Raw genomic sequence first — 25,404 nt, 5'->3', positions numbered from 1 at the left:
TTTCCCGCGCCATCATACTAGCCAGCTTGCTGTTCCCATAACACCGATTTTTTCAGGAAACCACCACCGTGGCCAATATCAAGTCCGCCAAGAAGCGCGCCAAGCAGACCGTCGTGCGCAACGCGCGCAACGTGGCTCAGCGCTCGATGCTGCGCACCGCTGTCAAGAAAGTGATCAAGGCGCTGGACGCCAACGATGCCGCCGGCGCCGAAGCCGCCTTCGCCGTTGCCCAGCCGATCCTGGATCGCTTCAGCGCGCGTGGCCTGATCCACAAGAACAAGGCTGCTCGCCACAAGAGCCGCCTGAACGACCGCATCAAGGCCCTCAAGGCCGCCTGATCCGGTTGCCGCCGGGGCTGCCGTCCCGGCGACACGCAAAAGCCCGGCTCCGGCCGGGTTTTTTGTTGCCTGCACTCCGGGCCCTGCCCGCTTTCCGTAGAGCCGAGCCCATGCTCGGCTGCTGCCTGCATCGCAACCAACAAAAAACCCGGCCGAAGCCGGGCTTTTCTGGCGGGAGCCACAACGCCCTTACTGCGCGTTGCGGGCCTCCAGCTCCTCTTCCTTCTGCCGATCGAAGAAGGCCATGATCCGGCTCATGATCGGGAAGGTACCTTCGCGCCCCAGGGCGGACACCAGGAACCAGGGCTCCTTCCAGCCCAGCTCGGCCACGATCTGTTCGGCCGCCGCCTTGGCCTCGTCCTCGAACATCAGGTCAGCCTTGTTCAGCACCAGCCAGCGCGGCTTTTGCAGCAGCTCCGGATCGTGCTTTTCCAGCTCGCGCTCGATCGCGCGCACCTGCTCGACCGGGGAGATGCCCTCCACGCCCCCCTCCATCGGCGAGATGTCCACCAGGTGCAGCAGCAGGCGGGTGCGCTGCAGGTGGCGCAGGAACTGCGCGCCCAGGCCGGCACCGTCGGCCGCACCCTCGATCAGGCCCGGAATGTCGGCAATCACGAAGCTGCGGTAGTTCTCGACCTTCACCACGCCCAGATTCGGGTACAGCGTGGTGAACGGGTAGTCGGCCACCTTCGGCGTCGCCGCCGAGACAGCGCGGATCAGGGTGCTCTTGCCGGCATTGGGGAAGCCCAGCAGGCCGACGTCGGCCAGCAGCTTCAGTTCCAGCTTCAGCGTGCGCTCTTCGCCCGGCTCGCCCGGCAGCGCCTGGCGCGGCGAACGGTTGGTCGAGCTCTTGAAGTGCATGTTGCCCAGGCCGCCCCTGCCGCCCTTGGCCACCAGCAGGCGGTCGTTGTGCTGGGTCAGGTCGCCGATGATTTCATCGGTGGCGACGTTGATGACCACGGTGCCGACCGGCACGGTGATGGTCAGATCTTCGCCACCCTTGCCGTAGGCCTGCCGGCCCATGCCGTTCTCGCCGCGCTGCGCCCTGAAGATGCGGTCATGGCGGAAGTCGACCAGGGTGTTCAGGTTTTCGTCGGCGCGGATGTACACGCTGCCGCCCGCACCGCCGTCGCCGCCGTCCGGGCCGCCGAGCGGAATGAACTTCTCGCGACGGAAGCCAATGCAGCCGTTGCCGCCGTTGCCGGCGAACACTTCGATTTCTGCTTCGTCTACCAGTTTCATTGTTTCGATGCCTGCGATGGGCGCGGCCAACCTGCCGTCGCCTTGAATGTAATGCCAGCCGATGGCGGGCAACCCGGCGCAGCCGGTCTTGCTTTTACTCTAACGAAAAGCCCCGCCGAAGCGGGGCTCTTCATGCAGCATTCCCATGCCGGGGCACGGGTGCCGGCGGATGCCTGGATCAGGCTTCGGCCGAGACGATGCTGACGGTGCGACGCTTCTTCGGACCCTTGACCGAGAACTCCACCTTGCCGTCCACGAGGGCGAACAGGGTGTGGTCACGGCCCAGGCCGACGCCGGAACCCGGGTGGAACTGGGTGCCGCGCTGGCGCACGATGATGTTGCCTGCTTCGATGGCCTGGCCGCCGAAGATCTTGACGCCGAGGTACTTCGGGTTGGAGTCGCGACCGTTGCGCGAGGAGCCTACGCCCTTTTTATGTGCCATGACTGCTTCTCCTGATGCTTAGCCGGCGATGCCGGTGATCTCGATTTCGGTGTAGTACTGACGGTGACCCTGGCGCTTCATGTGGTGCTTGCGGCGACGGAACTTGATGATCCGGACCTTGTCAGCACGACCCTGGGACAGAACCTTGGCGGTGACGGCGGCGCCCTTCAGCGCATCGCCCAGCTTCACGCCATCGCTGTCGCCCAGCATCAGGATGTTGTCGAACTTGATCTCGCTGCCGACTTCGACTTCGAGCTTTTCAACGCGGAGCTTTTCGCCCTGCGCCACGCGGTATTGCTTACCGCCGGTGACCAGTACTGCGTACATGACCAGGCCTTCCTCTGTAGTTATTGTGGTCTGAGCTGCCGCCATCGAGGGCGGACAGGAGCGGAATTGTACGCAGATCAACGGCCGCGGGTCAAGTCAACCCCTGAACGGCCTGGGGGGCCCGGCCGGAACGGGGTCAGATCCCTTTTCACGTTGTGAAAAGGGATCTGACCCCCACCTGTCGGCCTGTCTCAGAAGATGAGACACCGGGCTGGCATTGTCGCCCATTGCCCCCATCTGGTCACCTCGGTAGGCTGACCGATTGCCGTTCCCTGCTGGCCCGGCACCCAGCCAACGCCCCCACAACCGGATTCCCCATGGCGATGGATTTCATCCGCATCCGCGGCGCGCGGACGCACAACCTGAAGAACCTCGACCTCGACCTGCCCCGCGACAAGCTGATCGTGATCACCGGCCTGTCCGGCTCGGGCAAGTCGTCGCTGGCTTTCGACACGATCTACGCCGAAGGCCAGCGTCGCTACGTCGAGTCGCTGTCGGCATACGCGCGGCAGTTCCTGAGCGTGATGGAGAAGCCGGACCTGGACCACATCGAGGGCCTGTCTCCGGCGATCTCGATCGAGCAGAAGTCGACGTCGCACAACCCGCGCTCGACGGTCGGCACGATCACCGAGATCTACGACTACCTGCGCCTGCTGTACGCCCGCGTCGGCACGCCGCGCTGCCCCGACCACGGCTATCCGCTGGAAGCGCAGACGGTCAGCCAGATGGTCGACCAGGTGCTGACGCTGGACCCGGAACAGCGCTACATGCTGCTGGCCCCGGTGATCCGCGATCGCAAGGGCGAACACGCGCAGGTATTCGACCAGCTGCGCGCACAGGGCTTCGTGCGCGTGCGCGTGGATGGCGAGCTGCATGAGATCGACGCGGTGCCGCCGCTGGCGCTGCGCCAGAAGCACACCATCGAGGCGGTGATCGACCGCTTCCGCCCGCGCGAGGACATCAAGCAGCGCCTGGCCGAGAGCTTCGAGACCGCGCTGAAACTCGGCGACGGCATGGCCTCGGTGCAGAGCCTGGACAACACCGCCAGCGCGCCGGCCCTGTTCTCCTCCAAATACTCCTGCCCGGTCTGCGATTACTCGCTGCCGGAGCTGGAACCGCGCCTGTTCTCGTTCAACGCGCCGATGGGCGCCTGCCCCGGTTGTGATGGCCTGGGCATGGCCGAATTCTTCGATCCCTCGCGCGTGGTCGTGCATCCCGAGCTGTCCCTGGCCGCCGGCGCAGTGCGTGGCTGGGACCGTCGCAATGCGTACTATTTCCAGCTGATCGCCTCGCTGGCACGTCACTACAAGTTCGACGTCGATGCCGCCTGGAACTCGCTGCCGGCCAAGGTGCAGCAGGCGGTGCTGTATGGCAGCGGCGAGGACGCAATCACGTTCACCTACTTCACCGAAGCCGGCGGCCGCACCCAGCGCAAGCACCGCTTCGAGGGCATCATTCCCAACCTGGAACGCCGCTACAAGGAAACCGAGTCGGCGGCCGTGCAGGAGGAGCTCGGCAAGTACATCAGCGAGCGCGCCTGCCCCGAGTGCAACGGTGCCCGCCTGAACAAGGCTGCGCGCAACGTGTTCGTGGCCGACCGGCCGCTGCCGGACCTGGTGGTGCTGCCGATCGACGAAGCCCTGAAGTTCTTCAGCGAACTGAGCCTGCCGGGCTGGCGCGGCGAGATCGCCTCGAAGATCGTCAAGGAGATCGGCGAACGCCTGGGCTTCCTGGTCGACGTGGGCCTGGACTACCTCACTCTGGAGCGCAAGGCCGATACCCTCTCCGGTGGCGAGGCACAGCGCATCCGCCTGGCCAGCCAGATCGGTGCCGGCCTGGTCGGCGTGATGTACGTGCTCGACGAGCCGTCGATCGGCCTGCACCAGCGCGACAACGAACGCCTGCTGGGCACCCTCACCCGCCTGCGCGACCTCGGCAACACGGTGATCGTGGTCGAGCATGACGAAGATGCGATCCGCCTGGCCGACTACGTGCTGGACATCGGCCCGGGCGCGGGCGTGCACGGTGGCGAGATCGTCGGCCAGGGCACCCTGCAGGACATCCTGGATGCACCCCGTTCGCTGACGGGCCAGTACCTGTCCGGCAAGCGCTCGATCGAGATTCCGGCGCGCCGGCACCGGCCGAATCCGAAGATGACCCTGCATCTGCGCGGCGCCAGCGGCAACAACCTGAAGGGGGTGGACCTGTCGATTCCCTCGGGCCTGCTGACCTGCGTGACCGGCGTGTCCGGCTCGGGCAAGTCGACGCTGATCAATGACACCCTGTTCTCGCTGGCCGCCAACGAGATCAACGGCTCCTCGCACCCGGTCGCCCCGTACAAGGAGATCGATGGCCTGGACCTGTTCGACAAGGTCGTGGACATCGACCAGTCGCCGATCGGCCGCACCCCGCGCTCGAACCCGGCCACCTACACCGGCCTGTTCACCCCGCTGCGCGAGCTGTTCGCACAGGTGCCCGAAGCGCGTGCGCGTGGTTATTCACCGGGTCGTTTCAGCTTCAACGTGCGCGGCGGACGCTGCGAGGCGTGCCAGGGTGATGGCCTGATCAAGGTCGAGATGCACTTCCTGCCGGACGTGTACGTGCCCTGCGATGTCTGCCACGGCAAGCGCTACAACCGCGAAACGCTGGAGATCCTGTACAAGGGCTTCAACATCAACGACGTGCTGGAAATGACCGTCGAAGATGCGCTGAAGCTGTTCGAGCCCGTGCCGTCGATCGCGCGCAAGCTGGAAACGCTGGTGGATGTCGGCCTGAGCTACATCAAGCTGGGGCAGAGCGCGACCACGCTGTCCGGTGGTGAAGCGCAGCGCGTGAAGCTGTCCAAGGAGCTGTCGCGCCGCGATACCGGCCGCACCCTGTACATCCTCGATGAACCGACCACCGGCCTGCACTTCCACGACATCGAAGCGCTGCTGGGCGTGCTGCACAAGCTGCGCGACGAAGGCAACACGGTGGTGGTGATCGAGCACAACCTCGATGTGATCAAGACCGCCGACTGGATCGTCGACCTGGGGCCGGAAGGCGGCCACCGGGGTGGCACCATCCTGGTCACCGGCACGCCGGAAGACGTGGCCGCCTGCCCGCAGTCGTACACCGGGCAGTTCCTGGCACGCATGCTGCCGTCCACCAGTGCGCGCCCGGAGCAGCCGGCCGCCGTGGCCAACAAGCCCGACGCCCGGCCGCCGCGCAAGGTGAAGCCGGAGAAGGTGGCGAAGAAGGCCGTGGCCGCCAAGAGCACCGGCAAGGCCAGCAAGAGCACGACCAAGAAGAAGGACGCCTGATGAGCAGCGAACACAAGATCCTGGCCCGCATCCCGATCAGCGTGCGCTGGCGCGACATGGACAGCATGGGCCATGTGAACAACGCCAAGTACATCTCCTACCTGGAGGAAGCGCGCGTGCGCTGGATGCTGGGCGTGGAAGGCGTGTCGATGACCGACCGCATCGCGCCGGTGGTGGCCGCGACCAACGTCAACTACCGGCTGCCGATCGTGTGGCCCAACGACATCCTGGTCGAACTGTTCGTCGAGCGCCTGGGCAACAGCAGCGTCACCATCGGCCATCGCATCGTCGACCAGCAGGACGAGTCGAAGCTGTACTCCGATGGCAACGTGGTGGTGGTCTGGATGGATACCCAGACCGGCAAAAGCGCGCCGCTGCCGGACGCGATCCGCAGCGCATCGAGCTGATGCACTGCGGGTGGGTGCCGGCCCGGGTCGGCCCCACCCCGCCGGGCATGGCCCGGCGCTACCGACGCCGGTCCGACCCTGATGCCCGGCGGAACGGGCGCTGCATCATGGAGCGGCCTTGCGTACCGTCAGCGTTGCGCTGGCGGTGCCACCGCCCTCCAGCTGCAACTGCAGCGGCACGACCTGCCCTTCCTTCAAAGCTCCCTCGCCTTCCATCAGCATCAGGTGCAGGCCACCGGGCTTGAGCTCGGTGCGCGCCCCGGCTGCAATCGGCAGCCGTTCGACTTCGCGCATCCGGCTAACACCGTCGACCACGGTGGTCTCGTGCAGTGACACGTCGCCGAAGGCCCTGCTGCCCGCGCCCACCACCGTCACCGGCGCTGCGCAGCGGTTCACGATCGTCCCGTAACCCGCCGTCATCGGCATGGCCGGGTTCGGCGGCAGGCGCACCCAGCCCTGCTCCACCGTCACACAACGTGATTCCGCCGCCGCTGATGCGGACGCACACAGAAGCAACAGTACGCCAACGAATGGTTTGGTTATCATCGCCCACGTTCCTTCTTCGCAACGAGACCGCAGCATGACGACGCTCATCGAGGTGATCAACCATGGTCCCATCCGCGAACTGCGCCTGGCGCGGCCGCCGGTCAATGCGCTGGACACCGACCTGTGCCGACAGCTGATCCACGCCGTCGAGCAGGCCATGGCCGACGATGCGCACGGCATCGTGCTGTCCGGCAGCGAGCGCGTGTTCACCGGCGGCATGGACGTGCCGCACCTGCTCTCCCACGGCGATGACAAGCACAAGCTGCTGGATACCTGGAATGCCTTCTTCGGCGCGGTACGTACGCTGGCCGAGAGCCGCATCCCGGTGGTCGCCGCGATCACCGGCCACGCCCCTGCCGGCGGTTGCGTGCTCGCCCTGTGCTGCGATTACCGGGTGATGGCGCGCAGCGCCGACCCGGCACGCCCGTATGCCATCGGACTGAACGAGGTGCAGGTCGGCCTGATCGCACCGGAAGGCATCCAGCGCCTGCTGCGCCGTACCGTCGGCGTGCACCGCGCGGGGGTGCTGCTCACCACCGGTGCCCTGGTGCCGGCCGAGCAGGCGCTGCAGATCGGCCTGGTCGACGAACTGGCCGAGGGCGATCTGGTGGTCGCCCGCGCCGTGGCCTGGCTGCAGAACCTGCTCAGGCAGCCGCGGCAGCCGATGCTGCTGACCCGCGCCGTGTCCCGCAATGACCTGCACGAAGCACTGCACCCGGACCTGATCCAGCTGGACCGGTTCGTAGAGGCCTGGTTCGCCCCGGACGCACAGAATGCCCTGCAGGCGCTGGTGGCGCGGCTGGGCAAGTAACGGTCTCCGCGCTCTGGGGTCAGCCCCCTTCTGCAATGCGAAAGGGATCCGACCCCGGACCGGTATAATCAAGGCCTCTTCATTGTTGTGGCCGCCCCCTTGAACGACACGCCCGAACCCGTCGTCTCCGAGCTGATCGACCTGCTCACCCTGGAGCGGCTGGAGGACAACCTGTTCCGCGGACAAAGCCGCGACATCGGCACCAAGTACGTGTTCGGCGGGCAGGTGCTGGGCCAGGCGCTGGCCGCCGCCCAGGCCACGGTCGACAACGGGCGCCATGTGCATTCGCTGCACGCGTATTTCCTGCGGGCCGGCAACATCGACCATCCGATCGTCTACGACGTGGACCGCACCCGCGATGGCGGCAGCTTCTCCGTGCGCCGGGTGACCGCGATCCAGCATGGCAAGGTGATCTTCTTCTGTGCTGCCTCGTTCCAGCAGGCGGAGACCGGTGCCGAGCATCAGCACAAGATGCCCGAAGTGCCTCAACCGGAAGACATCGAGCCGAACCGCCCGTTGCCGGCCGAAGTGCTGGAGCGGCTGCCGATCAAAGTGCAGCGCTGGCTCTCGCGCGGTGGCCCGTTCGAGTTCCGCCACGTCTATCCCCGCGACGAACTGAATCCGCCCAAGCGCCCGCCCTATCACCAGGTCTGGATGCGGTTGAGCGAACCGGTCGGCGATGCCCCCGAGCTGCACCAGGCGCTGCTGGCCTACGCGTCCGACTTCCATCTGCTGGGCACGGCGACCTTCCCGCACGGCATCAGCTACTACCATCCGCACGTGCAGATGGCCTCGCTCGACCACGCGATCTGGTTCCACCGCCCGTTCCGCGCCGACGACTGGCTGCTCTATTCGCTGGACAGCCCCAGTGCGCAGGATTCGCGCGGCCTCGCCCGCGGCCAGTTCTTCACCCGCAATGGCGTGCTGGTGGCCAGCACGGCGCAGGAGGGCCTGATCCGCGTGGTTCCCGACCAGACTGCAGCGGCCGCCGTGCCGGCCAAGGACTGATCCGATGCGTCAGATCTTCAGCAGCCAGCGTGTGGAAACCGTCGAGGGCGTGGCCGAGCTCCTGCGCAGCCATGGCATCGAAGTGAAGGTGACCAATGGTCGCTCGTACAAGACCCGGCGGCGCGGCCAGTTCAGCTATACCGACCTGGGCAATACGCAGGGCTATCCAGCGGTCTGGATCGTGCGCGCCGACGACCAGCCACGTGCGCGCGACATTCTGCGCGATGCACGCCTGCTCGATACCACCCGCCGCGACCATCCCACGGCCGAGTTCGCGTTCCGCGACACGCCGGATGCCGGCAGCGGGGGGCGCAGCTGGGCCTGGCGGATCCGCATCGCACTGCTGGTGGTGATCGCTGGCGTGGCGCTGGTGATCGGCCTGCGCCACCGCGGTGGCCCGGCCCCCGCAGCACCCGCCCCCGCCCCACAGGCCCAGCCGCAGCAGACGCAGCCGGCCCCGCAGGCGCCGCAGGAAGAGGAAGAAGTCCGCGTCCGCATCCATCCGTCGACGTAACGACACCGGTAGCGCCGGGCCATGCCCGGCGAGCGCAGCGGACAGAAAAGCCGCCGGGCATGGCCCGGCGCTACCGGGGCGCGAACCGGTCACATTCGGCACGCGGCCCCGTCATGGGACACAATCCCTGCAGGAGCCGCTGCCATGACGACGTTCGCCGCCAGCATCGACCAGACCCTGGAACGTGAACTGCCAGCCGCCAGCAGCGGCTGCCAGCAGGCGTACGGGCGCATCGTGCTCGCCTGCCAGAACACCGTGACCGCCATCGCCCTGGCCATCACCGGCGATCGCCAGGCCAGCGAGGACATCGCGCAGGAAGCGTTCGTGAAGGGCTGGCAGCAGCTGCACCAGCTGCGCAGTTCCACCAGCTTCCTGCCCTGGCTGCGGCAGATCACCCGCAACCTCGCGCGCGACTGGCTGCGTGCACAGCGCGGCAGGCCCCTGAGCGGCGAGGCCGCCGAAGTTGCGCTGGGCATGGCGGCCGACCCCTCGCCGACTGCCGCCGACCGCCTGCAGCGACTGGAAGAGGAGGTTGCCGCCGAGGACATCATCTCGGCGCTGCCCACCGACAGCCGCGAAGTCCTGCTGCTTTACTACCGGGAAGGTCAGCGCTCGCAGCAGGTGGCGGACCTGCTGGGCCTGAGTGATGCGGCGGTGCGCAAGCGCCTGTCGCGGGCCCGCGCGCAGGTCCGCGAGGGACTGTTGCAGCGCTTCGGCGAATTCGCGCGCAGCAGCGCACCCAGCGCCGCCTTCGCAACCACCGTGGTCTCGATGGTGCTGATTGCTGCGCCCGGCACGGCCAGTGCCGCGATCCTGCTCGGCACCGGTGTGGGCATTGGCGGCAGCAAGCTGGGGTTGGGCGGCGCCAGCGCAGCCGGCGGTACCGCGATGGGATCGCTGACAGCGGCGCTGGGGCACCTGCATCTGGTCCCGGCCCACAACTGGGCAGCGATCGCCGGTGCCGTGCTGGGCGGCGTGCTCGGCAGCTACCTGGGCGGTCGCTTCCTGCTGTCCTACGCCGAAACGGAACCGGAGCGGGCCCAGGTCCGGCGCTTCGTCCATCTCAACACCTGGACCGTGATGGCCTGCTGCCTGTCCATACTGCTGGTCGTGCTGCTGCAGACGCCGGTATGGGTACACCTGGTGGTCATGGCCATCGGCCTGGGCGCGGTCAACTACCAGTGCCTGGGACCGCTGCAGCGCCTGATGCGGCCCTTGATCGTGCGCGACGCAGCGCGGCGCGGGCGGCAGGGCATCAACTGGAAGTACGAAGCGATGTACGGCCGCAGCGCCATCATCGCGATGAACCTGCTGGTGATCGCCCTGGTGGCCTATACGCTGCTCGACAGCGGTCGCCTGTAACGGACGACGCCGGCAGTCTGCCGGCGTCGTCGTTGAACGTTGCGCCGTGATCAGCGCTGCGGCTTCGGTGCGGCGCCGTCACGCGGGCCCCCGTGGCGCGGGCCGCCATGCATCGGGCCCTTCGCCGCATCGAATTCGGCCTTGCTCAACTGGCCGTCCTTGTTGGTGTCGGCAGCGGCGAACCAGGCGTCGCGATGCTGCTTCATGCGCAGCTCGCGATCAGCCTTGTCCAGATAGCCGTCCTTGTTGAGATCGAGCTGGTCGAAACGTGCCGCCAGGCGCGGATCGGCCTTGGCCTCTTCGCGGCTGATGCGGCCGTCCTTGTCGGTGTCCAGCCTGGCCCAGCGCTCGCCGCCATGGCCGCCACGACGACCATGCTGCCAGCGCGGCATTTCATCGCGCGACAGCCTGCCGTCCTTGTTGCGGTCCAGTTCGTCGAACTTGGCCGCCAGACGTGGGTTGGCAGCGGCCTCGCTGCGGTCGATGACACCGTCACCGTTGGTGTCCAGCTTGGCCTGACGCTGTGCCGGTGCGGTCGGGGGAGTCGCCGCCAGCGCGACACCGGAGGCGGACGTGGCAAGCAGCAGGGCCAGCAGCAGGGGGGTACGGATCATGAGGTCACTCCTGGGGATGAGGTTGCGTCGGGGTGATCACTTCACCCTCGAATGACAACAACGCCCGGCCGCGACGGCGGTTGACGCAACCGCCAGTTCCGTTCATCCGGCGGACAGTCGCGTTCATTGCGACACGCTGGGGCTATGCTGTGGCCATGGCGATCCACGGTGACAGAGACGACGAACTGCGGCTGTTCCAGACCGGCGAGCACCCCTGCGGGTACTGGCCGGACCGGGTGGCGCGCGACCTGGTGATGGATCCCCACGACCGTCGCCTGGGCGGCCTGTATCCACTCGCACTCAGCTGGGGCTTCCGCCGCAGCGGCGACCTGGTCTATCGGCCCCACTGCGCGCAGTGCCATGCCTGCGTGGCGGTACGGATTCCGGTGGCCCGGTTCGCGCCGGACCGCAGCCAGCGTCGCTGCGCCACCCGCAACGCCGACCTGGAGGTGCGGATCACCGCCGCCACTGCGCGCGAGGATCTGTTTGCCCTCTACCACCGCTATCTGGTGCACCGCCACGCCAACGGCGGCATGGACGATCATGGCCCGCACGAGTTCGAGCAGTTCCTGATCGGCAGCTGGTCGCACACCCGCTTCCTGGAGATGCGCCTGCCGGGCCACGATGGCCGGCCCAGCCAGCTGCTCGGAGTGGCCGTCACCGATGTCACCGAGCACGGCCTTTCGGCGGTCTATACCTTCTTCGATCCAGACCACGCAGCGCGGGGACTGGGCACGTTCGCCATCCTGCAGCAGATCGAATGGGCGCGTCGCGAAGGACTGCCGCACGTCTATCTGGGCTACTGGATCCGTGAACACCAGAAAATGGACTACAAGCGCCGCTTCCGTCCGCTGGAGGCCTACGATGGCCGTCGCTGGCACGATTTCGACCGCGATCTGGACGGCCGCTGACAAACCGCTGACACCGGGCGGGGTGCACAATAGGCGGCATGAACGCCCAACCTCTGATCCTTGCCCTGGCCCTGCTGTGTGGCGCTGCGGCCCCTGCTCTTGCCAGGACCCCTGCGATGACCGAAACACCGTCCGCATCGCTGCGCCTGGCCACCTACAACACGTCGCTGTACTCCGATGAGGCCGGCGGCCTGATCAGGGAGCTTGAAGGCGACAGCGCGCATGCGCGCAAGATTGCCGCCGTGCTGCAGCAGGTGCGCCCGGACCTGGTGCTGCTGAACGAATTCGATTTCGACGACGCCCATCGCGCCGCCGACCTGTTCCAGAAGCGCTACCTGGAAGTGGCGCAGCCGGGCGGCGGCGCGCCGCTGCACTTCGCCTACCGCTACCTGGCCCCGGTCAACACCGGCGTGCCCAGTGGCCTGGACCTGGACAACAACGGCGTGGTCGGCGGCGAAGGTCGCAGCCGTGGCAACGATGCCTGGGGCTACGGCCTGCACCCGGGCCAGTACGGCATGCTGGTGCTGTCGCGCTACCCGATCGATGAAGCCAGGGTACGCAGCTTCCAGCTGCTGAAGTGGAGCACGATGCCGGGCGCGATCCGTCCGGTCGATCCGCGCAGCGGGCAGAGCTTCTACAGCGACGCCGTGTGGTCGCAGCTGCGCCTGTCGTCGAAGTCACACTGGGATGTACCGGTGCAGACCCCGGCAGGCGTGGTGCATGCGCTGGTCTCGCACCCGACGCCGCCGGTGTTCGACGGCCCGGAAAAGCGCAACGCGGCGCGCAACCACGACGAACTGCGCCTGTGGCAGGAGTATCTCACCGCGGGTGACAAGCCCTGGCTGTGCGACGACAAGGGCCAGTGCGGAGGTCTGGCGCAGGATGCACGCTTCGTGATCCTCGGCGATCTCAACAACGACCCGGTCGACGGCGATGGCCGCCACGAGGCGATCGTCGAACTGATCGAGAACGCACGCGTATTGCGCTACCCCACCCCGCGCAGCGCGGGGGCTGAGGAAACCAGCCTCGCCTATGCCGCCAAGGGCATCGTGCGCAAGGGTGCGCCCTTCCACGCCACCGGCGACTTTGGTCCGAAGTCCGGCACCCTGCGACTGGATTACGTACTGCCTTCCACCGGGTTCGAGTACGTAGGCAGCGGCGTGTTCTGGCCAGCCAGCAACAGCCCTGAAGCGAAGATTGCCGACGGCAGCGACCATCACCTGGTGTGGGTGGATGTGAAGTGACCCCAGGCGCCAGGCGCGCTGCTCTGCCTTGAAGATAGCCGCCGGGCGCGGCCCGGCGCTACCGGCTTACGGGCGCAGTTCGACGCCGATGGCGTCGGCGGCATCACGGGCGATCGAGCGCGCCTCGTCGATGGTGTCGGCGCGCGCCAGGGTGACGCCGACACGGCGCTGACCGTGCACGCTCGGCTTGCCGAACAGGCGCACGGCCGTATCCGGCACCTGCAGTGCGGCAGCGACGTTGTTGAAGTACGGCACGCCTTCGCCCTGCGCCAGCAATGCACAGGATGCCGACGGACCACTCTGGCGGATCACCGGAACCGGCAGGCCCAGGATGGCGCGTGCGTGCAGCGCGAACTCGCTCAGTTCCTGCGATACCAGCGTCACCAGGCCAGTGTCGTGCGGGCGCGGGGACACTTCGCTGAACCACACTTCATCGCCCTTCACGAACAGCTCCACGCCGAACAGGCCCCAGCCCCCCAGGTCATCGGTGATCGCACGCGAGATCTCCTCCGCGCGCGCCAGCGCCTTGTCCGACATCGGCTGCGGCTGCCAGCTCTCGCGGTAATCGCCGTCCTTCTGCAGATGACCGATCGGCGCGCAGAACGAGGTGCCTGCCGCGTGGCGCACGGTCAGCAGAGTGATCTCGTAGTCGAAATCGATGAATCCCTCGACGATGCAGCGGCCGGCGCCCGCGCGGCCGCCGGTCTGCGCATACTCCCAGGCCGGCGCGATGTCCGCTTCGCTGCGCAGCGTGCTCTGTCCCTTGCCCGAGGAGGACATCACCGGCTTGACCACGCACGGCAGGCCGATGGCGGCCACGGCGGCGCGGTACTCCGCCTCGGTATCGACAAAGCGGTAGGGCGAGGTTGGCAGGCCCAGCGTCTCGGCGGCCAGGCGGCGGATGCCCTCACGGTCCATGGTCAGGCGTGCGGCACGCGCGGTGGGGATCACCCGCAGGCCCTGCTCCTGTTCCAGCTGTACCAGCGTCTCGGTGTGGATCGCCTCGATCTCCGGCACCACCAGATGAGGCTGTTCCTGGGCGATCAGCGCACGCAGCGCCATCGCATCCAGCATGTCGATCACGTGCGAACGATGCGCGACCTGCATGGCGGGCGCATCGGCGTAGCGGTCGGCGGCGATCACCTCCACGCCCAGCCGCTGCAGCTCGATGGCCACTTCCTTGCCGAGTTCGCCCGAGCCCAGCAGCAGCACACGGGTGGCGGAGGGCGAGAGGGGGGTTCCGAGCTTGGCCATGGAGGGGTCCGGCAGTGATGTGAAGGCGGGTGGGCATTCTAGCCGGTCCAGCGGCGGTTCCCGACGAACGGTAGTCGCCATCTGATATCAATTTGATATCGTCGCCTCGAACCCTCAAGGACGTACTGCCATGAAAGAGAAGTCGCTGTCCTCCCTCAACGGCCTGGGCACTCTGGCGGGCGCATTGCTCGTCGCCGTCTTCGGCGGTGTGCTGTTCGTGCTGGGCATCGCCGCCAAGGCGTCGACCGGCTCCCCCAACCTGCTGATGATGCTGGTTGGCGCGCTGGTCGCGGTGGTGGCGCTGTTCGCGCTGGCGGGCCTGTACACCGTGCAGCCGAACCAGGCCGCGGTGGTGAGCCTGTTCGGCAAGTACGTCGGCACCGTGAAAGACAATGGCCTGCGCTGGAACAACCCCTTCTACAGCAAGCGCCACGTCAGCCAGCGCGTGCGCAATTTCGAAAGCGGCAAGCTGAAGGTCAACGAGCTCGATGGCAGCCCGATCGAGATCGCCGCAGTGATCGTCTGGCAGGTGGTCGATGCCTCCGAAGCGGTCTACAACGTGGACGACTACGAGAGCTTCGTGCACATCCAGTCCGAATCGGCGCTGCGCGCGATGGCCACCAGCTATCCCTACGACCAGCATGAAGAGGGCCAGCTGGCGCTGCGCAGCCACGCCAGCGAGATCTCCCAGCACCTGAAGAACGAGTTGGCCGAGCGCCTGGCCGACGCCGGCGTGCAGGTGATCGACGCACGCATCAGCCACCTGGCCTATGCTGCCGAAATCGCCCAGGCCATGCTGCAGCGCCAGCAGGCCAACGCGGTGATCGCGGCACGCACGCGCATCGTTGCCGGTGCGGTCGGCATGGTCGAGATGGCCCTGGGCGAACTGCAGAAGAACGGCGTGGTGCAGCTGGACGAGGAACGCAAGGCGCACATGGTCAGCAACCTGTTGACCGTGCTGTGTTCGGACCGGGGCACGCAGCCGATCGTCAACGCCGGTTCGCTGTACTGAATCACCCTCGCAACGGGGCGCCCCACCGCCCCGCCAGGAGCATCCATGAGCGAGAAGAAAGCCTATCCACTGCGCATCAACGCCGACGTCCTGGCCGCGGCGCAGCGCTGGGCCGACGACGAACTGCGCAGCCTCAACGCGCAGATCGAGTACCTGCTGCGCGACGCGCTGCGCAAGGCCGGCAGGCTGCCGCATCCCAAGCCACCTCAGGAGGAGAAGGAATGAGCAAGCGCTGGACGTACCAGACCCTGGAAGTGCCCTCGACGCTGATGGGCAGCATGAAGACCGAAGCCGTGCAGGAGGCGTTGAACAAGCAGGGCCAGCTTGGCTGGGAGCTGGTCAACATCGTGATCCCCGCGCCGATGAGCGCAGCGGTGCTGGTCTTCAAGAAGGAGCTCTGACCATGCAGACCCGCCGTTCGCTGTTCGCTCTGTCACTGGCGCTGCTGAGCGGTGGCGCATTCGCCGCCGAACCGCAGCAGGTTGCCGCCCGGTTGCTGGACCACCTGCAGGCCGGCCGCATCGCCGATGCGGAGGCGATGCTGACCCCGCAGATGGCCCGTGCCGTTCCCGCCGAGAAGCTCGACAGCGTGTGGCGGTCCCTGGGCGAACTGCAGCAGCGCGGCCAGGCCCGCAGCAGCGAGCAGCAGGGCCTGCACCTGGTGGAAGTTCCGCTGCAGTTCACCGGTGGCGCGGTGATCGCGCAGGTGGCCGTGGATGCACAGGACAAGGTCGCCGGCCTGCTGCTGCGCCCCGCCCCCGCGGCCAAGGCACCGCCGCCGCCGGCCGATGCGACCTACAGCGAAGTTGATTTCAGTGTGCCGCAGACACGCGGTGCGCTGCCCGGCACGCTGGCGCTGCCCAAGGGCAAAGGCCCGTTCCCGGCAGTGGTGCTGGTGCACGGCTCGGGCCCGCAGGACCGTGACGAAACCATCGGCGGCAACCGTCCCTTCCTCGATATCGCCCGTGGCCTCGCCGCGCACGGAATCGCGGTACTGCGCTACGACAAGCGCACTCTCGCCCGGCCCCAGGATTTCCAGAGCGGCACCTTCACTGTCGATGACGAATCCACCGACGATGCGGTGGCGGCACTGGAGGCCGTCGCCAGCGACCCGCGCATCGACGGCCGCCGCGTGTTCGTGCTCGGCCACAGCCAGGGCGGCATGCTTGCGCCACGCATCGCCAGCCGCTGGCCACAGGCGCGTGGCGCCATCCTGTGGGCCGCTCCCGCGCGCACGCTGCTGGACCTGCTGCCGGAACAGAACCGCTACCTGCTGAGCCTGGACGGCGACATCAGCGCGGCCGGTCAGGCGCTACTGGACAAACTGGACAGCCAGATCGCCGCAGCACGTGGCAGCACGCCGGTACCCGCCAGCGAACTGCCACTCGGCGTTCCGCAGTCCTTCTGGAAGAGCATCGAAGCCGTAGATGCGCGCGCCGATGCACAGCGGCTGCGCGCACCGCTGCTGATGCTGCATGGCGGGCGCGATTTCCAGGTTCCCGATGCCGACTGGGCACTCTGGCAGAAGGCCCTCGCCCGGCGCGACGATGTGCAGTGGCGGACCTATCCGGCGCTGAACCACATCGGCATCGCTGGCAGCGGCCCGAGTTCGTTGAAGGAGTACACCCGGCCCGGCCATGTCGATGCGGGGTTGATCGATGACATCGCCCGATGGGTGGAGGCACAACGATGAGCCCCAATGAAGCCCGTCCGTTCGAGCTGGCTGGCAGTTCACCCCTGCGCGTGCTGTGGGTGCTGTTGCCGGTGCTGGCCGTGCTGGTCATCAGCGTGTACGTGCAGTTCAGCCGCACGCGTGCGCCTGCACCATGGATGGAAGTCACCCTGTCGCCGCCGTTCTTCCTGATGAACGGCAGCGCGGCATGGAGCATCGCCGTGCTGGTGCTGATCGGCGTGGGCCTGGGTACTTCGTTCTTCCGCCGCCGCGTGGAGCTGGTGGGTGGCGTGCTGGATGTGCGTTCGACGCTGTACCGACGGCGTACACCGGTGCGCGACATGCTGCTGGACCAGGCCGAGGTGGTGGACCTGGCGCAGGACCGCCGCTATGGCATCCGCTTCAAGACCAACGGCTACTCGATGCCCGGCTTCTATTCCGGGCATATGCGGCTGCAGGGCGGCGGCAAGGGCTTTGCCCTGGTCACCGACCGTCACCGCACGCTGGCGATCCCGGTGCGCGGCGGCAGCACCCTGCTGCTGAGCATGGAACGCCCACAGGCATTGCTTGACGCCCTGCGCAAGGTGGCCGCAGCCGCGCCACAGCAGTAAGCTGCGGACATGCATCGCCGACCGCTGCTGCTGCTGAACACCGAGGCCATCGAACTGTGGCCGGCCGATCTGCTGCGCGCGCGCAGCAACCTCGATGCACGCCTGCTGGCGCGGGCCCGCTGGGTGCTGCGGCGCAAGCGCGATGGCCGCTATCTGGCCGCCGTGCTGACGCAGGGCGTTCATTCGCTGGTGCCGCGTCTGCCGCACGAGCCTGGCGTGGAGGAGGCGCTGGCACTGCTGGATGCCCGCGCGTCACGCCCTTTCGCTGCGGCACTGGAGCAGCGATGGCTGCCCCTGGCGGGCTTGCAGCAACGCCTGCAGCACCTTGGCCTGGATGCACAGGGTTACGCGGATGACACCGGGCTGCCGCTGGAAGCCGAGCCGTGCCTGCTGCATTTCGCCGGCCGCGATCGCTTTTCGCGGCCCCTGTGGTTGCGCCGCGACGCGGCGCAGGGGTGGCGGCGGATGCGCCTGCACGCGGCCCGCGATGGCGTTGCCCTGGATGCCATTTCCGGCTTCCGCAGCCATGCGTACCAGTTGGGAATCTTCGAGCGGAAGCGCGGCCGCGGCCTGAGCGTGGCGGAGATCCTGAAGGTCAACGCCGCGCCGGGCTTCAGCGAACACCACAGCGGGCACGCACTGGATATCGGCACCCCGGGCGATGCACCTGCAGAGGAATCGTTCGAGCGTACCGATGCGTTCGCGTGGCTTCAGGCCCACGCCCGCGGGCATGGATTCCACCTGAGCTACCCGCGCGGCAACCCGCACGGGATCGTCTACGAGCCCTGGCACTGGTGCTGGAGACCGGCCAACGGCTGAGCCCCTCCCCGCACTGCCCTCACCGCCGCAGGGCGTCGATCGCCAGCAGCACCCATCCCACCATCAGGCTGGTGCCGCCCACAGGCGCCAGCCGGGTAGGCCACTGCCAGAGCGCGCTGCCCACCAGGCTGCCGGAGAACAGCACGACGCCCAGCAGCAGCACGTACAGCGCCAGATGTGCGATCACGCCCTGCGCGCGCCGTCCCACCGCAACCAGCACGGCACCATGGGCGAACGCATACAGCGCCGCCATGTTCAGATGCTGCTGCGCCTGCGGATCGGACACGCCATGCGAGGCATAGGCCGACAGGCCGATCGAAGCGGCCGCCAACAGCGCACCGATGCAGGCCAGCAGCGAGGGCTTACGCGCACGTCGTTCCAGATTGAACATGACTGCTCCTTGCGCGGCGCCCGCCCGGCGGCGGACGCGGGATGAAAAAAAACGCGCCGCAGGAAGCGGCGCGTTTTCGTGTCCAACACTACATGGGTCAGCCAGCGCTTACTTGACGGCCCAGTAGATGTCGTAGGTGCCTTCCTGGGTGAACGACTTGTCCACGCCGTCCTTCCACGATTCGTACGGACGGTCGATGACTTCGTTGCCCGAGGTCACTGCCCACGCACGCAGGCCGTTGCGGGCCACGTCCAGGCCGGCCATGTGACCGGTGTAGGCCGCATGCGCCGAACGATGCGGGGCGACATGCAGGTACTTTACCGGGGCACCACCGTCGATCTTGACGGTCAGCTCCTCACCGGTGGCACCTTCGGTACCCTTCTTCTTCACCGGCTGTGCGATGTCGAAGGCGTACTTCTCGGCACCGAAATCGGTGGTGATGATGCGGAACGGACCGGCGGCTTCAAGGCCATTGGCCTCCATCACGCGCTTGATCCACTCCTGGTTGTCCTTGATGGACTTGGTGATGGTGTCCTGGCCGCGGTCGACGTTGCCGGCGTTGACGACCAGCAGGTCTTCGGCCGGCACCTGCACGATACCCAGATCGGTCAGCGGCGCTTCCGGAGTGCGGTAGTCGACGTTCGGCACGGTGGCCAGCATGTTCGCCATGCGCGACAGGCCCAGCTTGATGTCGTCGCCGATCTGGCGGCTGACATACAGGCCGGCGTAGCGACCGAACAGGTCGAAGCCGTACTTCACCGAGTAGTCCTGGGTGATCTTCACGTTGCGACCGCCCTTGCCGGTCGGCTCCAGATTGAAGGTGGTGACCTTGTCGTGACCCTTGGTCGGGTCTTCGATGGCGATCACAACACGCTTGTTCTCTTCGGCCTCGGTCACCTTCCAGGAACCGTTGCCCAGGTCCTTGGAGGAGAAGTCGAGGGTGGCACCGACGCCGGAGGCCGGGCCGGACAGCTTCAGTTCAACGGCGGGATCGCGCAGTACCAGCGGGTTCCAGTCCTTGAAGCGGCGCAGGCTGCTGACCGTGTCGTACACGATCGTCATCTTGCGGTTGGTCTCGATGCTTTCGGTGATGTGGCGCTCGCCCGGCAGACATACGCCAATGATGACGAACAGGCCAGCCACGATCCCCAAGGCGATCAGGAACTCGATAATACGGGTCATTCAGGAGTCTCCGGGGCCGATCCCACGGCCGGGTTGATTGAAGCGAAGCGCCAATCCTAGCAGGCTTCGCGGGCATTGTTTATCGCGATTGGCGCACCGGTTTCCCTGCCGGCTGCGTATTTGTATGGACAAAGGATTGGCAGGGTAGCGCATCCGGCCGCCCCGCATGTAGGGGGCAACCCGCCCCGGGGCCCGGGAATGCCGGCCAAACCTTTGCCGCAAAAGGCTTTTCGTCAGACCAGCTGCAGTTCGAACGCCTTCAGGACGGCCCGCGTACGGTCGCGCACGCCCAGCTTGGACAGGATGTTGGACACATGGTTCTTGATGGTGCCCTCGGCCACGCCCAGCGAATTGGCGATCTCCTTGTTGGAGAAGCCGCTGGCCATCAGCCGCAGGATCTCCGTCTCGCGGTCGGTCAGCGGGTCCGGCCGGTCCAGGCTGACAAAATCATTGCGCATGTGTTCCAGCCCGGACAGCAGCCGCTGGGTCACCGCCGGCTGCACCAGCGATCCGCCGTCAGCCACGGTGCGGATGGCGCCCACCAGCTGGTCCAGGGTCACGTCCTTGAGCAGATACCCCTTGGCGCCGGCCTTGAGGCCCGCCAGCACCAGCTGGTCGTCGTCGAAGGTGGTCAGGATGATGGTCGGCGGCAGCTGTTCCAGCCGCGACAGGACCTGCAGCGCCTCCAGCCCGGACATCACCGGCATGCGCATGTCCATCAGGACCACATCCGGACGGACCTGGGGCACCAGTTCGACCGCCTGCCGGCCGTCGCCGGCCTCGGCCACCACCTCGATGCCGTCGTCCAGCGCCAGCAGCGAGCGGATTCCCTGCCGCACCAGGGTTTGGTCGTCGACCAGGCAGACGCGAATCATCAACGCACTCCTTCAGGAACCTTGGTAAGGGCGGCCACCAGCACGGTTGCCGGCACCGTCGCACGCAGGCAGAAGCCTTCGCCGGGGCGGGTTTCCACCTGCAGCTGGCCACCGCATTGTTGCAGGCGCTCGCGCATCCCGCGCAAGCCATTGCCCACATTGACCATTTCCGCACCGACACCGTCGTCGCGCGCCTCGACCACCACCCGGTCCGGCGCCTCACGGTACACCCGGATCCACAGATGGCGGGCCCCGGAGTGGCGCACCGTGTTGGTGATGATCTCCTGGGTGCAGCGCAGCAGCACGTGGGCCCGCTGCGGGTCCTCCACGTTCAGGGGGTCCTCGATGTCCAGCTGGATGTCCAGCGAGGGCACATTCTCGGTCAGCGGACGCAGCGCGGCAGCCAGGTCGATGGCGCTGGTCTCGCGCAGCTGGCTGACCACTTCGCGCACATTGCCCAGCAGCAGCTTGGCCAGCGTGTGCGAGCGTTTCACGTGGTCCAGCGCCTTGCCTTCGGCGAGATGACCGGCCACTTCCAGGTTCAGGGTCAGCGCGGTCAACTGATGCCCCAGCAGGTCATGCAGCTCGCGCGAGATGCGGGTGCGCTCGTTGACCCGTGCGCTCTCGGCCAGCAGGGCGCGGGTTGCCCTCAGCTCCGCATTCAGCCGGCGCTGCTCGTCGCGGGCGTCGGTCTGCTGCCGTGCGACCAGGCTGGTCACGAACATGAACATGGAGAAGCCGCCATACAGCAGCGACTGCATGAGTGCCTCGAACAACGGCATGTCGAGGATCAGATAGTAGACCGGCAGCACCGCCAGCTGGCTGAGCAGCAACCAGATCACGCCACTGCGCACGGGCAGCATCCACGGGATCACCCCGGCGGCCACCATCATCAGGATGCTGCCCAGGCCCGAACCGCTCAGGTAGCTGACGCCCAGGGCCGAGCCGGTCAGTACCACCAGCACCACCCGGTCGTACCAGGCGGCCTGGCTGCTGTCGCGCAGGCCACGGGTCAGCCAGAAGTAGCCGGCGCCGAAGAACAGGTAGGCGGCAAACAGCCACAGGGACCAGCTGTCGATACCGCTGCCGCCGTGCCGCAGCATCGACTCGTATTGGGAATACACCACGGGCAGGCCGACCATGACCCAGGTGAACAGGCCGGCCAGGCGCAGGACTCGGATTTGGCTGAGATATCCCAACATGGAGGCATCTTAGGCTGAACCAGCGCTCCTGCCCCCGGGCAGAAGTCATGGCGACGGGCGTGCCCCCGCCAGCCACCCATGCAATAATCGTGCGCAGGGTCCGTTGCAGGACCAACCGCGTTACCCCACGGAGTCACAATGTCGATTGTCATCCGCGACGTGCGCGAGCACGAGCTCGATTCCGTCCTGGCTTTGAACAACAACGCTGGCCTGGCCATCCTTCCGCTGGATGCCGCACGCCTGCGCCTGTTCTATGAAACCGCTGAATACTTCCGCGTCGCCGAGCGCGACGGCAACCTGGCCGGGTTCCTGATCGGCTTCGGCAGCGACAGCCAGCACGACAGCAGCAACTTCGCCTGGTTCAAGCAGCAGCTGGACACCCCGTTCTTCTATATCGACCGCATCGTGGTCGCCAGCCGCCGCCGCGGTGGTGGCGTCGGCAGGGCGTTCTACGCCGATGCGCAGAGCTTCGCCGAGCTGCGCTACCCGCAGATGACCTGCGAAGTCTTCCTCGACCATGGTGCCGATGCCGCCCTGCTGTTCCACGGCAGCTTCGGCTTCCGCGAGCTGGGCCAGAACACCATGCCGCAGGTCGATGTGCGCGCCAGCATGCTGGCCAAGGAACTGTGCAGCTACCCGTGGGTACAGGAGACCTACGGCGGCAAGCTGCCGGATGTGGCATGGACACGCGACCGGCAGCTGCCGGCGCAGGCACAGCGGCCGACGGGGACCTGAGCGTGGCGGTGAATTTCGATTACGAACAGGCAGGTGAACTGAAGATCGGCCAGGTCGGCATCGCCAACCTGCGCGTGCGGACCCTCGATGTCGAACGACTCGTGCAGGAAATGCGCGAACGGGTGACCCGCGCCCCGAAACTGTTCGGCCGTGCCGCGGTGATCCTGGACTTCGGCGGCCTCAGCCAGGTACCGGACGTGGCCACCGCGCAGGCGCTGGTCGATGGCCTGCGCAGCGCCGGCGTGCTGCCGGTGGCGCTGGCCTATGGCACCAGTGCGGTCGACCAGCTCTCGCAGCAGCTCGGCCTGCCGCTGCTGGCCAAGTTCCGCGCCCAGTACGAGCGTGTCGAGACCGAGCCGGCCCCGCCGCCTGCACCTGCGCCGGAGCCGCGCCGCGCCGCCCGCGCTGAACCGAAGCCGGCCCCGGCCGCTCCGGTGGCCAGGGTGGCCGAGGGCTCGGCACCGCAACCGGGCCGCATGCAGCTCGGCAACGTACGTTCCGGCCAGCAGCTGTACGCGGAGAACTGCGACCTGACGGTCATGGCGACTGTCGGCGCCGGTGCCGAGGTCATCGCCGACGGCAGCATCCATATCTACGGCACCCTGCGCGGCCGCGCGCTGGCAGGTGCCCAGGGCAACACCGCGGCACGCATCTTCTGCCGTGATTTCCATGCGGAACTGGTGGCCATTGCCGGCCACTACAAGGTACTGGACGATGTCCCGGACAACCTGCGCGGCAAGGCCGTGCAGGTGTGGCTGGAACAGGACCAGGTCAAGATCGCTGCGCTGGACTGACGCAGCCCCAACATCATGCAGAACCAGGAGAAGTCCTTTGGCTGAAATCATCGTAGTCACCTCCGGCAAGGGCGGCGTCGGCAAGACCACTACCAGCGCGAGCCTGGCCTGCGGCCTGGCACGGCGCGGCAAGAAGGTGGCGGTGATCGACTTCGACGTCGGCCTGCGCAACCTCGACCTGATCATGGGCTGCGAACGCCGCGTGGTGTACGACTTCGTCAACGTCGTGCACGGCGAAGCCACCCTCAAGCAGGCCCTGATCAAGGACAAGCGCTTCGACAACCTGTACGTGCTGGCTGCCTCGCAGACCCGCGACAAGGACGCGCTGACCCAGGAGGGCGTGGGCAAGGTGCTGAAGGACCTGGCCGCCGACGGTTTCGACTTCGTGATCTGCGACTCCCCGGCCGGTATCGAGAAGGGTGCCTTCCTGGCGATGTACTTCGCCGACCGCGCGGTGGTGGTGGTGAACCCGGAAGTGTCCTCGGTGCGCGACTCCGACCGCATCATCGGCCTGCTGGATTCGAAGACGCACAAGGCCGAATCCGGCCAGGACGTGCCGGCCTTCCTGCTGCTGACCCGCTACAGCCCGTCGCGCGTGGAAACCGGCGAGATGCTGAGCATCGTCGACGTGGAGGAAGTGCTGGGCCTGAAGGCGATCGGCGTGATCCCCGAATCGGGTGACGTGCTGAACGCCTCCAACAAGGGCGAGCCGGTGATCCTCGACGGCGAATCGATTGCTGGCCAGGCGTATGACGATGCGGTGAGCCGCATCCTGGGCGAGGAGCGGCCGATGCGCTTCACCACCGTGGAGAAGAAGGGCTTCTTCAGCAAGCTGTTCGGAGGGTAAGCATGGGCCTGTTTGATTTCCTCAAAGCGAAGAAGACCACCGCCGAAACCGCCAAGAACCGCCTGCAGATCATCATCGCGCAGGAGCGCAGCCATCGCGGTGGCCCGGACTACCTGCCGCTGCTGCAGCGCGAGCTGCTGGAAGTGATCAAGAAGTACGTCAACATCGACGTCGACGCGGTGAAGGTCGACCTGGTCAAGGATGGCCAGCACGACGTGCTGGACATCTCCGTGGCGCTGCCGGAAGGCCCGGAAAAGCCCTGACCCCCTGCCCCGCCCGTGCCTGCATGGGCGGGGCTGCACGATTCCGCATGACTGACACGACAACCGCCGTGGACATCACCTGCGTGGGCGATATCGCCTTCGCCGATGCACAGCGCCTGCTTGCCGCGCATGGGCTGGAGCTGCACCACGTCGCCGCCGGCGAGCCTATTCCCGGCAGCTACTGGGGTGAACCTGAAGCAGGCATCATCGCCAGCAACGTGTATGTGCGCGACGACACGCCCGTGCATTCGATGCTGCACGAGGCCTGCCATCTGATCGTGCTGCCGCCGGAGCGGCGCGCGCAGGTGCATACCGATGCCACTGATTCGGTCGCAGAGGAAGATGCCACGTGCTACCTGCAGATCGTGCTGGCCGCGCAGCTGCCCGGTGTCGGCAGCGCACGACTGATGGCCGATATGGATGCGTGGGGGTATACGTACCGGTTGGGATCGACGAGAGCGTGGTTCGAGCAGGACGCCGAAGACGCGAAGGCGTGGTTGATCGAACGCGGGTTGCCAGTGGCGTAAGGCCGCGGGCGCGGTTGGCCACGGGCGCGTGGCGACGCGCCGAACTCTGCGGCGCCCCTCTTTTCACTCGGCGCGGTTCGAGCAGGACGCCGAAGACGCGAAGGCGTGGTTGATCGAACGCGGGTTGCCAGTGGCGTAAGGCCGCGGGCGCG

30 protein-coding genes are annotated in these 25,404 nt (G+C 67.1%); 20 read left to right on the top strand and 10 right to left on the bottom strand.

What is annotated here, in order from left to right:
* Positions 1–68 precede the first annotated feature (68 nt).
* Positions 69–338, top strand: coding sequence for a 30S ribosomal protein S20 (gene rpsT, locus ACX9OW_RS20540; RefSeq protein WP_005408560.1), 270 nt, complete (start codon positions 69–71; stop codon positions 336–338).
* A gap of 189 nt (positions 339–527) precedes the next feature.
* On the opposite strand, the gene cgtA is transcribed toward rpsT, so the two are convergent.
* From cgtA to rplU, 3 genes are all read right to left on the bottom strand, one after another.
* Complete coding sequence (gene cgtA, locus ACX9OW_RS20535; protein WP_065181115.1) at positions 528–1,580, bottom strand: Obg family GTPase CgtA; 1,053 nt, start codon at positions 1,578–1,580, stop codon at positions 528–530.
* Between the two features lie 178 nt (positions 1,581–1,758).
* Entirely contained in the window at positions 1,759–2,022 is a 264-nt protein-coding gene (gene rpmA / locus ACX9OW_RS20530) for a 50S ribosomal protein L27 (protein WP_053516127.1), read from the bottom strand.
* 18 nt (positions 2,023–2,040) lie between these two features.
* A complete protein-coding gene (rplU, locus tag ACX9OW_RS20525) occupies positions 2,041–2,349 on the bottom strand; it encodes a 50S ribosomal protein L21 (protein WP_006424709.1) in 309 nt (102 codons plus the stop codon).
* A gap of 317 nt (positions 2,350–2,666) precedes the next feature.
* Between rplU and uvrA the strand changes: the two genes are divergently transcribed.
* Both uvrA and ACX9OW_RS20515 read left to right on the top strand, forming a co-directional pair.
* Positions 2,667–5,651: an excinuclease ABC subunit UvrA gene (gene uvrA / locus ACX9OW_RS20520; protein ID WP_459062756.1), complete on the top strand. Its 2,985-nt coding sequence runs from the start codon at positions 2,667–2,669 to the stop codon at positions 5,649–5,651.
* The gene (locus ACX9OW_RS20515) at positions 5,651–6,058 is read left to right on the top strand and encodes an acyl-CoA thioesterase (RefSeq protein ID WP_053516131.1); all 408 of its coding nucleotides are present in this window, start codon (positions 5,651–5,653) and stop codon (positions 6,056–6,058) included. Before uvrA ends, ACX9OW_RS20515 begins: the two co-directional genes overlap by 1 nt.
* Before the next feature lie 105 nt (positions 6,059–6,163).
* Here ACX9OW_RS20515 and ACX9OW_RS20510 read toward each other — a convergent pair whose 3' ends face one another.
* Entirely contained in the window at positions 6,164–6,604 is a 441-nt protein-coding gene (locus ACX9OW_RS20510) for a copper chaperone PCu(A)C (protein WP_459062767.1), read from the bottom strand.
* 34 nt (positions 6,605–6,638) lie between these two features.
* Here ACX9OW_RS20510 and ACX9OW_RS20505 point away from each other — a divergent pair, with 34 nt between their 5' ends.
* The 4 genes from ACX9OW_RS20505 to ACX9OW_RS20490 all read left to right on the top strand — a co-directional run bounded on the left by ACX9OW_RS20505 (position 6,639) and on the right by ACX9OW_RS20490 (position 10,299).
* On the top strand, positions 6,639–7,415 hold the full coding sequence (locus tag ACX9OW_RS20505; RefSeq protein WP_277381500.1) for an enoyl-CoA hydratase/isomerase family protein: 777 nt from the start codon (positions 6,639–6,641) through the stop codon (positions 7,413–7,415).
* Positions 7,416–7,502: 87 nt separating this feature from the next.
* Positions 7,503–8,423, top strand: a complete 921-nt coding sequence (gene tesB, locus ACX9OW_RS20500) for an acyl-CoA thioesterase II (protein WP_414487809.1) — start codon at positions 7,503–7,505, stop codon at positions 8,421–8,423.
* Between the two features lie 4 nt (positions 8,424–8,427).
* Positions 8,428–8,937: a pathogenicity-like protein gene (locus ACX9OW_RS20495; RefSeq protein WP_253120401.1), complete on the top strand. Its 510-nt coding sequence runs from the start codon at positions 8,428–8,430 to the stop codon at positions 8,935–8,937.
* 144 nt (positions 8,938–9,081) lie between these two features.
* Positions 9,082–10,299, top strand: coding sequence for an RNA polymerase sigma factor (locus ACX9OW_RS20490; RefSeq protein ID WP_197600836.1), 1,218 nt, complete (start codon positions 9,082–9,084; stop codon positions 10,297–10,299).
* A 50-nt stretch (positions 10,300–10,349) separates the two neighbouring features.
* Here ACX9OW_RS20490 and ACX9OW_RS20485 read toward each other — a convergent pair whose 3' ends face one another.
* On the bottom strand, positions 10,350–10,913 hold the full coding sequence (locus ACX9OW_RS20485) for an EF-hand domain-containing protein (protein WP_459062755.1): 564 nt from the start codon (positions 10,911–10,913) through the stop codon (positions 10,350–10,352).
* A gap of 155 nt (positions 10,914–11,068) precedes the next feature.
* On the opposite strand from ACX9OW_RS20485, the gene ACX9OW_RS20480 reads away from it, so the two are divergent.
* Positions 11,069–11,824, top strand: coding sequence for an arginyltransferase (locus ACX9OW_RS20480; RefSeq protein WP_053516144.1), 756 nt, complete (start codon positions 11,069–11,071; stop codon positions 11,822–11,824).
* A 38-nt stretch (positions 11,825–11,862) separates the two neighbouring features.
* Positions 11,863–13,068: an endonuclease/exonuclease/phosphatase family protein gene (locus ACX9OW_RS20475; RefSeq protein ID WP_459062754.1), complete on the top strand. Its 1,206-nt coding sequence runs from the start codon at positions 11,863–11,865 to the stop codon at positions 13,066–13,068.
* Positions 13,069–13,134: 66 nt separating this feature from the next.
* Here ACX9OW_RS20475 and purT read toward each other — a convergent pair whose 3' ends face one another.
* Positions 13,135–14,322, bottom strand: a complete 1,188-nt coding sequence (gene purT / locus ACX9OW_RS20470; protein ID WP_053516148.1) for a formate-dependent phosphoribosylglycinamide formyltransferase — start codon at positions 14,320–14,322, stop codon at positions 13,135–13,137.
* A 130-nt stretch (positions 14,323–14,452) separates the two neighbouring features.
* On the opposite strand from purT, the gene ACX9OW_RS20465 reads away from it, so the two are divergent.
* The 6 genes from ACX9OW_RS20465 to ACX9OW_RS20440 are packed head-to-tail and all read left to right on the top strand — an operon-like array spanning position 14,453 to position 18,436.
* Complete coding sequence (locus tag ACX9OW_RS20465; protein WP_053516150.1) at positions 14,453–15,334, top strand: SPFH domain-containing protein; 882 nt, start codon at positions 14,453–14,455, stop codon at positions 15,332–15,334.
* A 45-nt stretch (positions 15,335–15,379) separates the two neighbouring features.
* Positions 15,380–15,559: a type II toxin-antitoxin system antitoxin gene (locus tag ACX9OW_RS20460; RefSeq protein WP_053516152.1), complete on the top strand. Its 180-nt coding sequence runs from the start codon at positions 15,380–15,382 to the stop codon at positions 15,557–15,559.
* Positions 15,556–15,735, top strand: coding sequence for a DUF4177 domain-containing protein (locus ACX9OW_RS20455; protein ID WP_053516154.1), 180 nt, complete (start codon positions 15,556–15,558; stop codon positions 15,733–15,735). The genes ACX9OW_RS20460 and ACX9OW_RS20455 overlap by 4 nt, the downstream gene beginning before the upstream one ends.
* A gap of 2 nt (positions 15,736–15,737) precedes the next feature.
* Entirely contained in the window at positions 15,738–17,027 is a 1,290-nt protein-coding gene (locus ACX9OW_RS20450; RefSeq protein ID WP_197600834.1) for an alpha/beta hydrolase, read from the top strand.
* Complete coding sequence (locus ACX9OW_RS20445; protein WP_065182367.1) at positions 17,024–17,617, top strand: PH domain-containing protein; 594 nt, start codon at positions 17,024–17,026, stop codon at positions 17,615–17,617. Before ACX9OW_RS20450 ends, ACX9OW_RS20445 begins: the two co-directional genes overlap by 4 nt.
* A gap of 9 nt (positions 17,618–17,626) precedes the next feature.
* Positions 17,627–18,436, top strand: a complete 810-nt coding sequence (locus ACX9OW_RS20440) for a M15 family metallopeptidase (protein ID WP_065174599.1) — start codon at positions 17,627–17,629, stop codon at positions 18,434–18,436.
* 19 nt (positions 18,437–18,455) lie between these two features.
* Here ACX9OW_RS20440 and ACX9OW_RS20435 read toward each other — a convergent pair whose 3' ends face one another.
* The 4 genes from ACX9OW_RS20435 to ACX9OW_RS20420 all read right to left on the bottom strand — a co-directional run bounded on the left by ACX9OW_RS20435 (position 18,456) and on the right by ACX9OW_RS20420 (position 22,086).
* Positions 18,456–18,827, bottom strand: a complete 372-nt coding sequence (locus ACX9OW_RS20435) for a DUF423 domain-containing protein (protein ID WP_065182368.1) — start codon at positions 18,825–18,827, stop codon at positions 18,456–18,458.
* 108 nt (positions 18,828–18,935) lie between these two features.
* Complete coding sequence (locus tag ACX9OW_RS20430; protein ID WP_065182369.1) at positions 18,936–20,009, bottom strand: polyketide cyclase; 1,074 nt, start codon at positions 20,007–20,009, stop codon at positions 18,936–18,938.
* A gap of 233 nt (positions 20,010–20,242) precedes the next feature.
* On the bottom strand, positions 20,243–20,884 hold the full coding sequence (locus ACX9OW_RS20425) for a response regulator (RefSeq protein WP_053516165.1): 642 nt from the start codon (positions 20,882–20,884) through the stop codon (positions 20,243–20,245).
* Positions 20,884–22,086, bottom strand: a complete 1,203-nt coding sequence (locus ACX9OW_RS20420) for a sensor histidine kinase (protein WP_053516166.1) — start codon at positions 22,084–22,086, stop codon at positions 20,884–20,886. Before ACX9OW_RS20420 ends, ACX9OW_RS20425 begins: the two co-directional genes overlap by 1 nt.
* Before the next feature lie 138 nt (positions 22,087–22,224).
* Between ACX9OW_RS20420 and ACX9OW_RS20415 the strand changes: the two genes are divergently transcribed.
* The 5 genes from ACX9OW_RS20415 to ACX9OW_RS20395 are packed head-to-tail and all read left to right on the top strand — an operon-like array spanning position 22,225 to position 25,252.
* Positions 22,225–22,821, top strand: coding sequence for a GNAT family N-acetyltransferase (locus ACX9OW_RS20415; protein WP_053516169.1), 597 nt, complete (start codon positions 22,225–22,227; stop codon positions 22,819–22,821).
* Complete coding sequence (gene minC / locus ACX9OW_RS20410; RefSeq protein ID WP_053516171.1) at positions 22,767–23,615, top strand: septum site-determining protein MinC; 849 nt, start codon at positions 22,767–22,769, stop codon at positions 23,613–23,615. Before ACX9OW_RS20415 ends, minC begins: the two co-directional genes overlap by 55 nt.
* Positions 23,616–23,652: 37 nt before the next feature.
* Positions 23,653–24,462, top strand: a complete 810-nt coding sequence (minD, locus tag ACX9OW_RS20405; protein ID WP_053516174.1) for a septum site-determining protein MinD — start codon at positions 23,653–23,655, stop codon at positions 24,460–24,462.
* A gap of 2 nt (positions 24,463–24,464) precedes the next feature.
* Entirely contained in the window at positions 24,465–24,725 is a 261-nt protein-coding gene (gene minE, locus ACX9OW_RS20400; RefSeq protein ID WP_053516176.1) for a cell division topological specificity factor MinE, read from the top strand.
* Between the two features lie 47 nt (positions 24,726–24,772).
* Complete coding sequence (locus ACX9OW_RS20395) at positions 24,773–25,252, top strand: hypothetical protein (protein ID WP_065182371.1); 480 nt, start codon at positions 24,773–24,775, stop codon at positions 25,250–25,252.
* Positions 25,253–25,404: the final 152 nt, after the last annotated feature.

It is taken from the genome of Stenotrophomonas genospecies 5, assembly GCF_054473825.1.
The sequence above is the reverse complement of the archived record's forward strand: the minus strand, read 5'-3'. Positions and strand labels throughout refer to the sequence as shown.

What these genes read in the sequence shown, in the direction of transcription:
- ACX9OW_RS20455 (WP_053516154.1), top strand. Translation starts at nt 15,556, where the DNA reads ATGAGCAAGCGCTGGACGTACCAGACCCTGGAAGTGCCCTCGACGCTG.
- ACX9OW_RS20515 (WP_053516131.1), top strand. Translation starts at nt 5,651, where the DNA reads ATGAGCAGCGAACACAAGATCCTGGCCCGCATCCCGATCAGCGTGCGC.
- ACX9OW_RS20490 (WP_197600836.1), top strand. Translation starts at nt 9,082, where the DNA reads ATGACGACGTTCGCCGCCAGCATCGACCAGACCCTGGAACGTGAACTG.
- ACX9OW_RS20495 (WP_253120401.1), top strand. Translation starts at nt 8,428, where the DNA reads ATGCGTCAGATCTTCAGCAGCCAGCGTGTGGAAACCGTCGAGGGCGTG.
- purT (WP_053516148.1), bottom strand. Translation starts at nt 14,322, where the DNA reads ATGGCCAAGCTCGGAACCCCCCTCTCGCCCTCCGCCACCCGTGTGCTG.
- uvrA (WP_459062756.1), top strand. Translation starts at nt 2,667, where the DNA reads ATGGCGATGGATTTCATCCGCATCCGCGGCGCGCGGACGCACAACCTG.
- ACX9OW_RS20445 (WP_065182367.1), top strand. Translation starts at nt 17,024, where the DNA reads ATGAGCCCCAATGAAGCCCGTCCGTTCGAGCTGGCTGGCAGTTCACCC.
- rpmA (WP_053516127.1), bottom strand. Translation starts at nt 2,022, where the DNA reads ATGGCACATAAAAAGGGCGTAGGCTCCTCGCGCAACGGTCGCGACTCC.
- ACX9OW_RS20420 (WP_053516166.1), bottom strand. Translation starts at nt 22,086, where the DNA reads ATGTTGGGATATCTCAGCCAAATCCGAGTCCTGCGCCTGGCCGGCCTG.
- ACX9OW_RS20480 (WP_053516144.1), top strand. Translation starts at nt 11,069, where the DNA reads ATGGCGATCCACGGTGACAGAGACGACGAACTGCGGCTGTTCCAGACC.
- ACX9OW_RS20460 (WP_053516152.1), top strand. Translation starts at nt 15,380, where the DNA reads ATGAGCGAGAAGAAAGCCTATCCACTGCGCATCAACGCCGACGTCCTG.
- ACX9OW_RS20450 (WP_197600834.1), top strand. Translation starts at nt 15,738, where the DNA reads ATGCAGACCCGCCGTTCGCTGTTCGCTCTGTCACTGGCGCTGCTGAGC.
- ACX9OW_RS20440 (WP_065174599.1), top strand. Translation starts at nt 17,627, where the DNA reads ATGCATCGCCGACCGCTGCTGCTGCTGAACACCGAGGCCATCGAACTG.
- ACX9OW_RS20505 (WP_277381500.1), top strand. Translation starts at nt 6,639, where the DNA reads ATGACGACGCTCATCGAGGTGATCAACCATGGTCCCATCCGCGAACTG.
- cgtA (WP_065181115.1), bottom strand. Translation starts at nt 1,580, where the DNA reads ATGAAACTGGTAGACGAAGCAGAAATCGAAGTGTTCGCCGGCAACGGC.
- minE (WP_053516176.1), top strand. Translation starts at nt 24,465, where the DNA reads ATGGGCCTGTTTGATTTCCTCAAAGCGAAGAAGACCACCGCCGAAACC.
- ACX9OW_RS20395 (WP_065182371.1), top strand. Translation starts at nt 24,773, where the DNA reads ATGACTGACACGACAACCGCCGTGGACATCACCTGCGTGGGCGATATC.
- ACX9OW_RS20475 (WP_459062754.1), top strand. Translation starts at nt 11,863, where the DNA reads ATGAACGCCCAACCTCTGATCCTTGCCCTGGCCCTGCTGTGTGGCGCT.
- ACX9OW_RS20465 (WP_053516150.1), top strand. Translation starts at nt 14,453, where the DNA reads ATGAAAGAGAAGTCGCTGTCCTCCCTCAACGGCCTGGGCACTCTGGCG.
- ACX9OW_RS20415 (WP_053516169.1), top strand. Translation starts at nt 22,225, where the DNA reads ATGTCGATTGTCATCCGCGACGTGCGCGAGCACGAGCTCGATTCCGTC.
- ACX9OW_RS20485 (WP_459062755.1), bottom strand. Translation starts at nt 10,913, where the DNA reads ATGATCCGTACCCCCCTGCTGCTGGCCCTGCTGCTTGCCACGTCCGCC.
- minC (WP_053516171.1), top strand. Translation starts at nt 22,767, where the DNA reads ATGGACACGCGACCGGCAGCTGCCGGCGCAGGCACAGCGGCCGACGGG.
- ACX9OW_RS20425 (WP_053516165.1), bottom strand. Translation starts at nt 20,884, where the DNA reads ATGATTCGCGTCTGCCTGGTCGACGACCAAACCCTGGTGCGGCAGGGA.
- ACX9OW_RS20430 (WP_065182369.1), bottom strand. Translation starts at nt 20,009, where the DNA reads ATGACCCGTATTATCGAGTTCCTGATCGCCTTGGGGATCGTGGCTGGC.
- ACX9OW_RS20435 (WP_065182368.1), bottom strand. Translation starts at nt 18,827, where the DNA reads ATGTTCAATCTGGAACGACGTGCGCGTAAGCCCTCGCTGCTGGCCTGC.
- rplU (WP_006424709.1), bottom strand. Translation starts at nt 2,349, where the DNA reads ATGTACGCAGTACTGGTCACCGGCGGTAAGCAATACCGCGTGGCGCAG.
- ACX9OW_RS20510 (WP_459062767.1), bottom strand. Translation starts at nt 6,604, where the DNA reads ATGATAACCAAACCATTCGTTGGCGTACTGTTGCTTCTGTGTGCGTCC.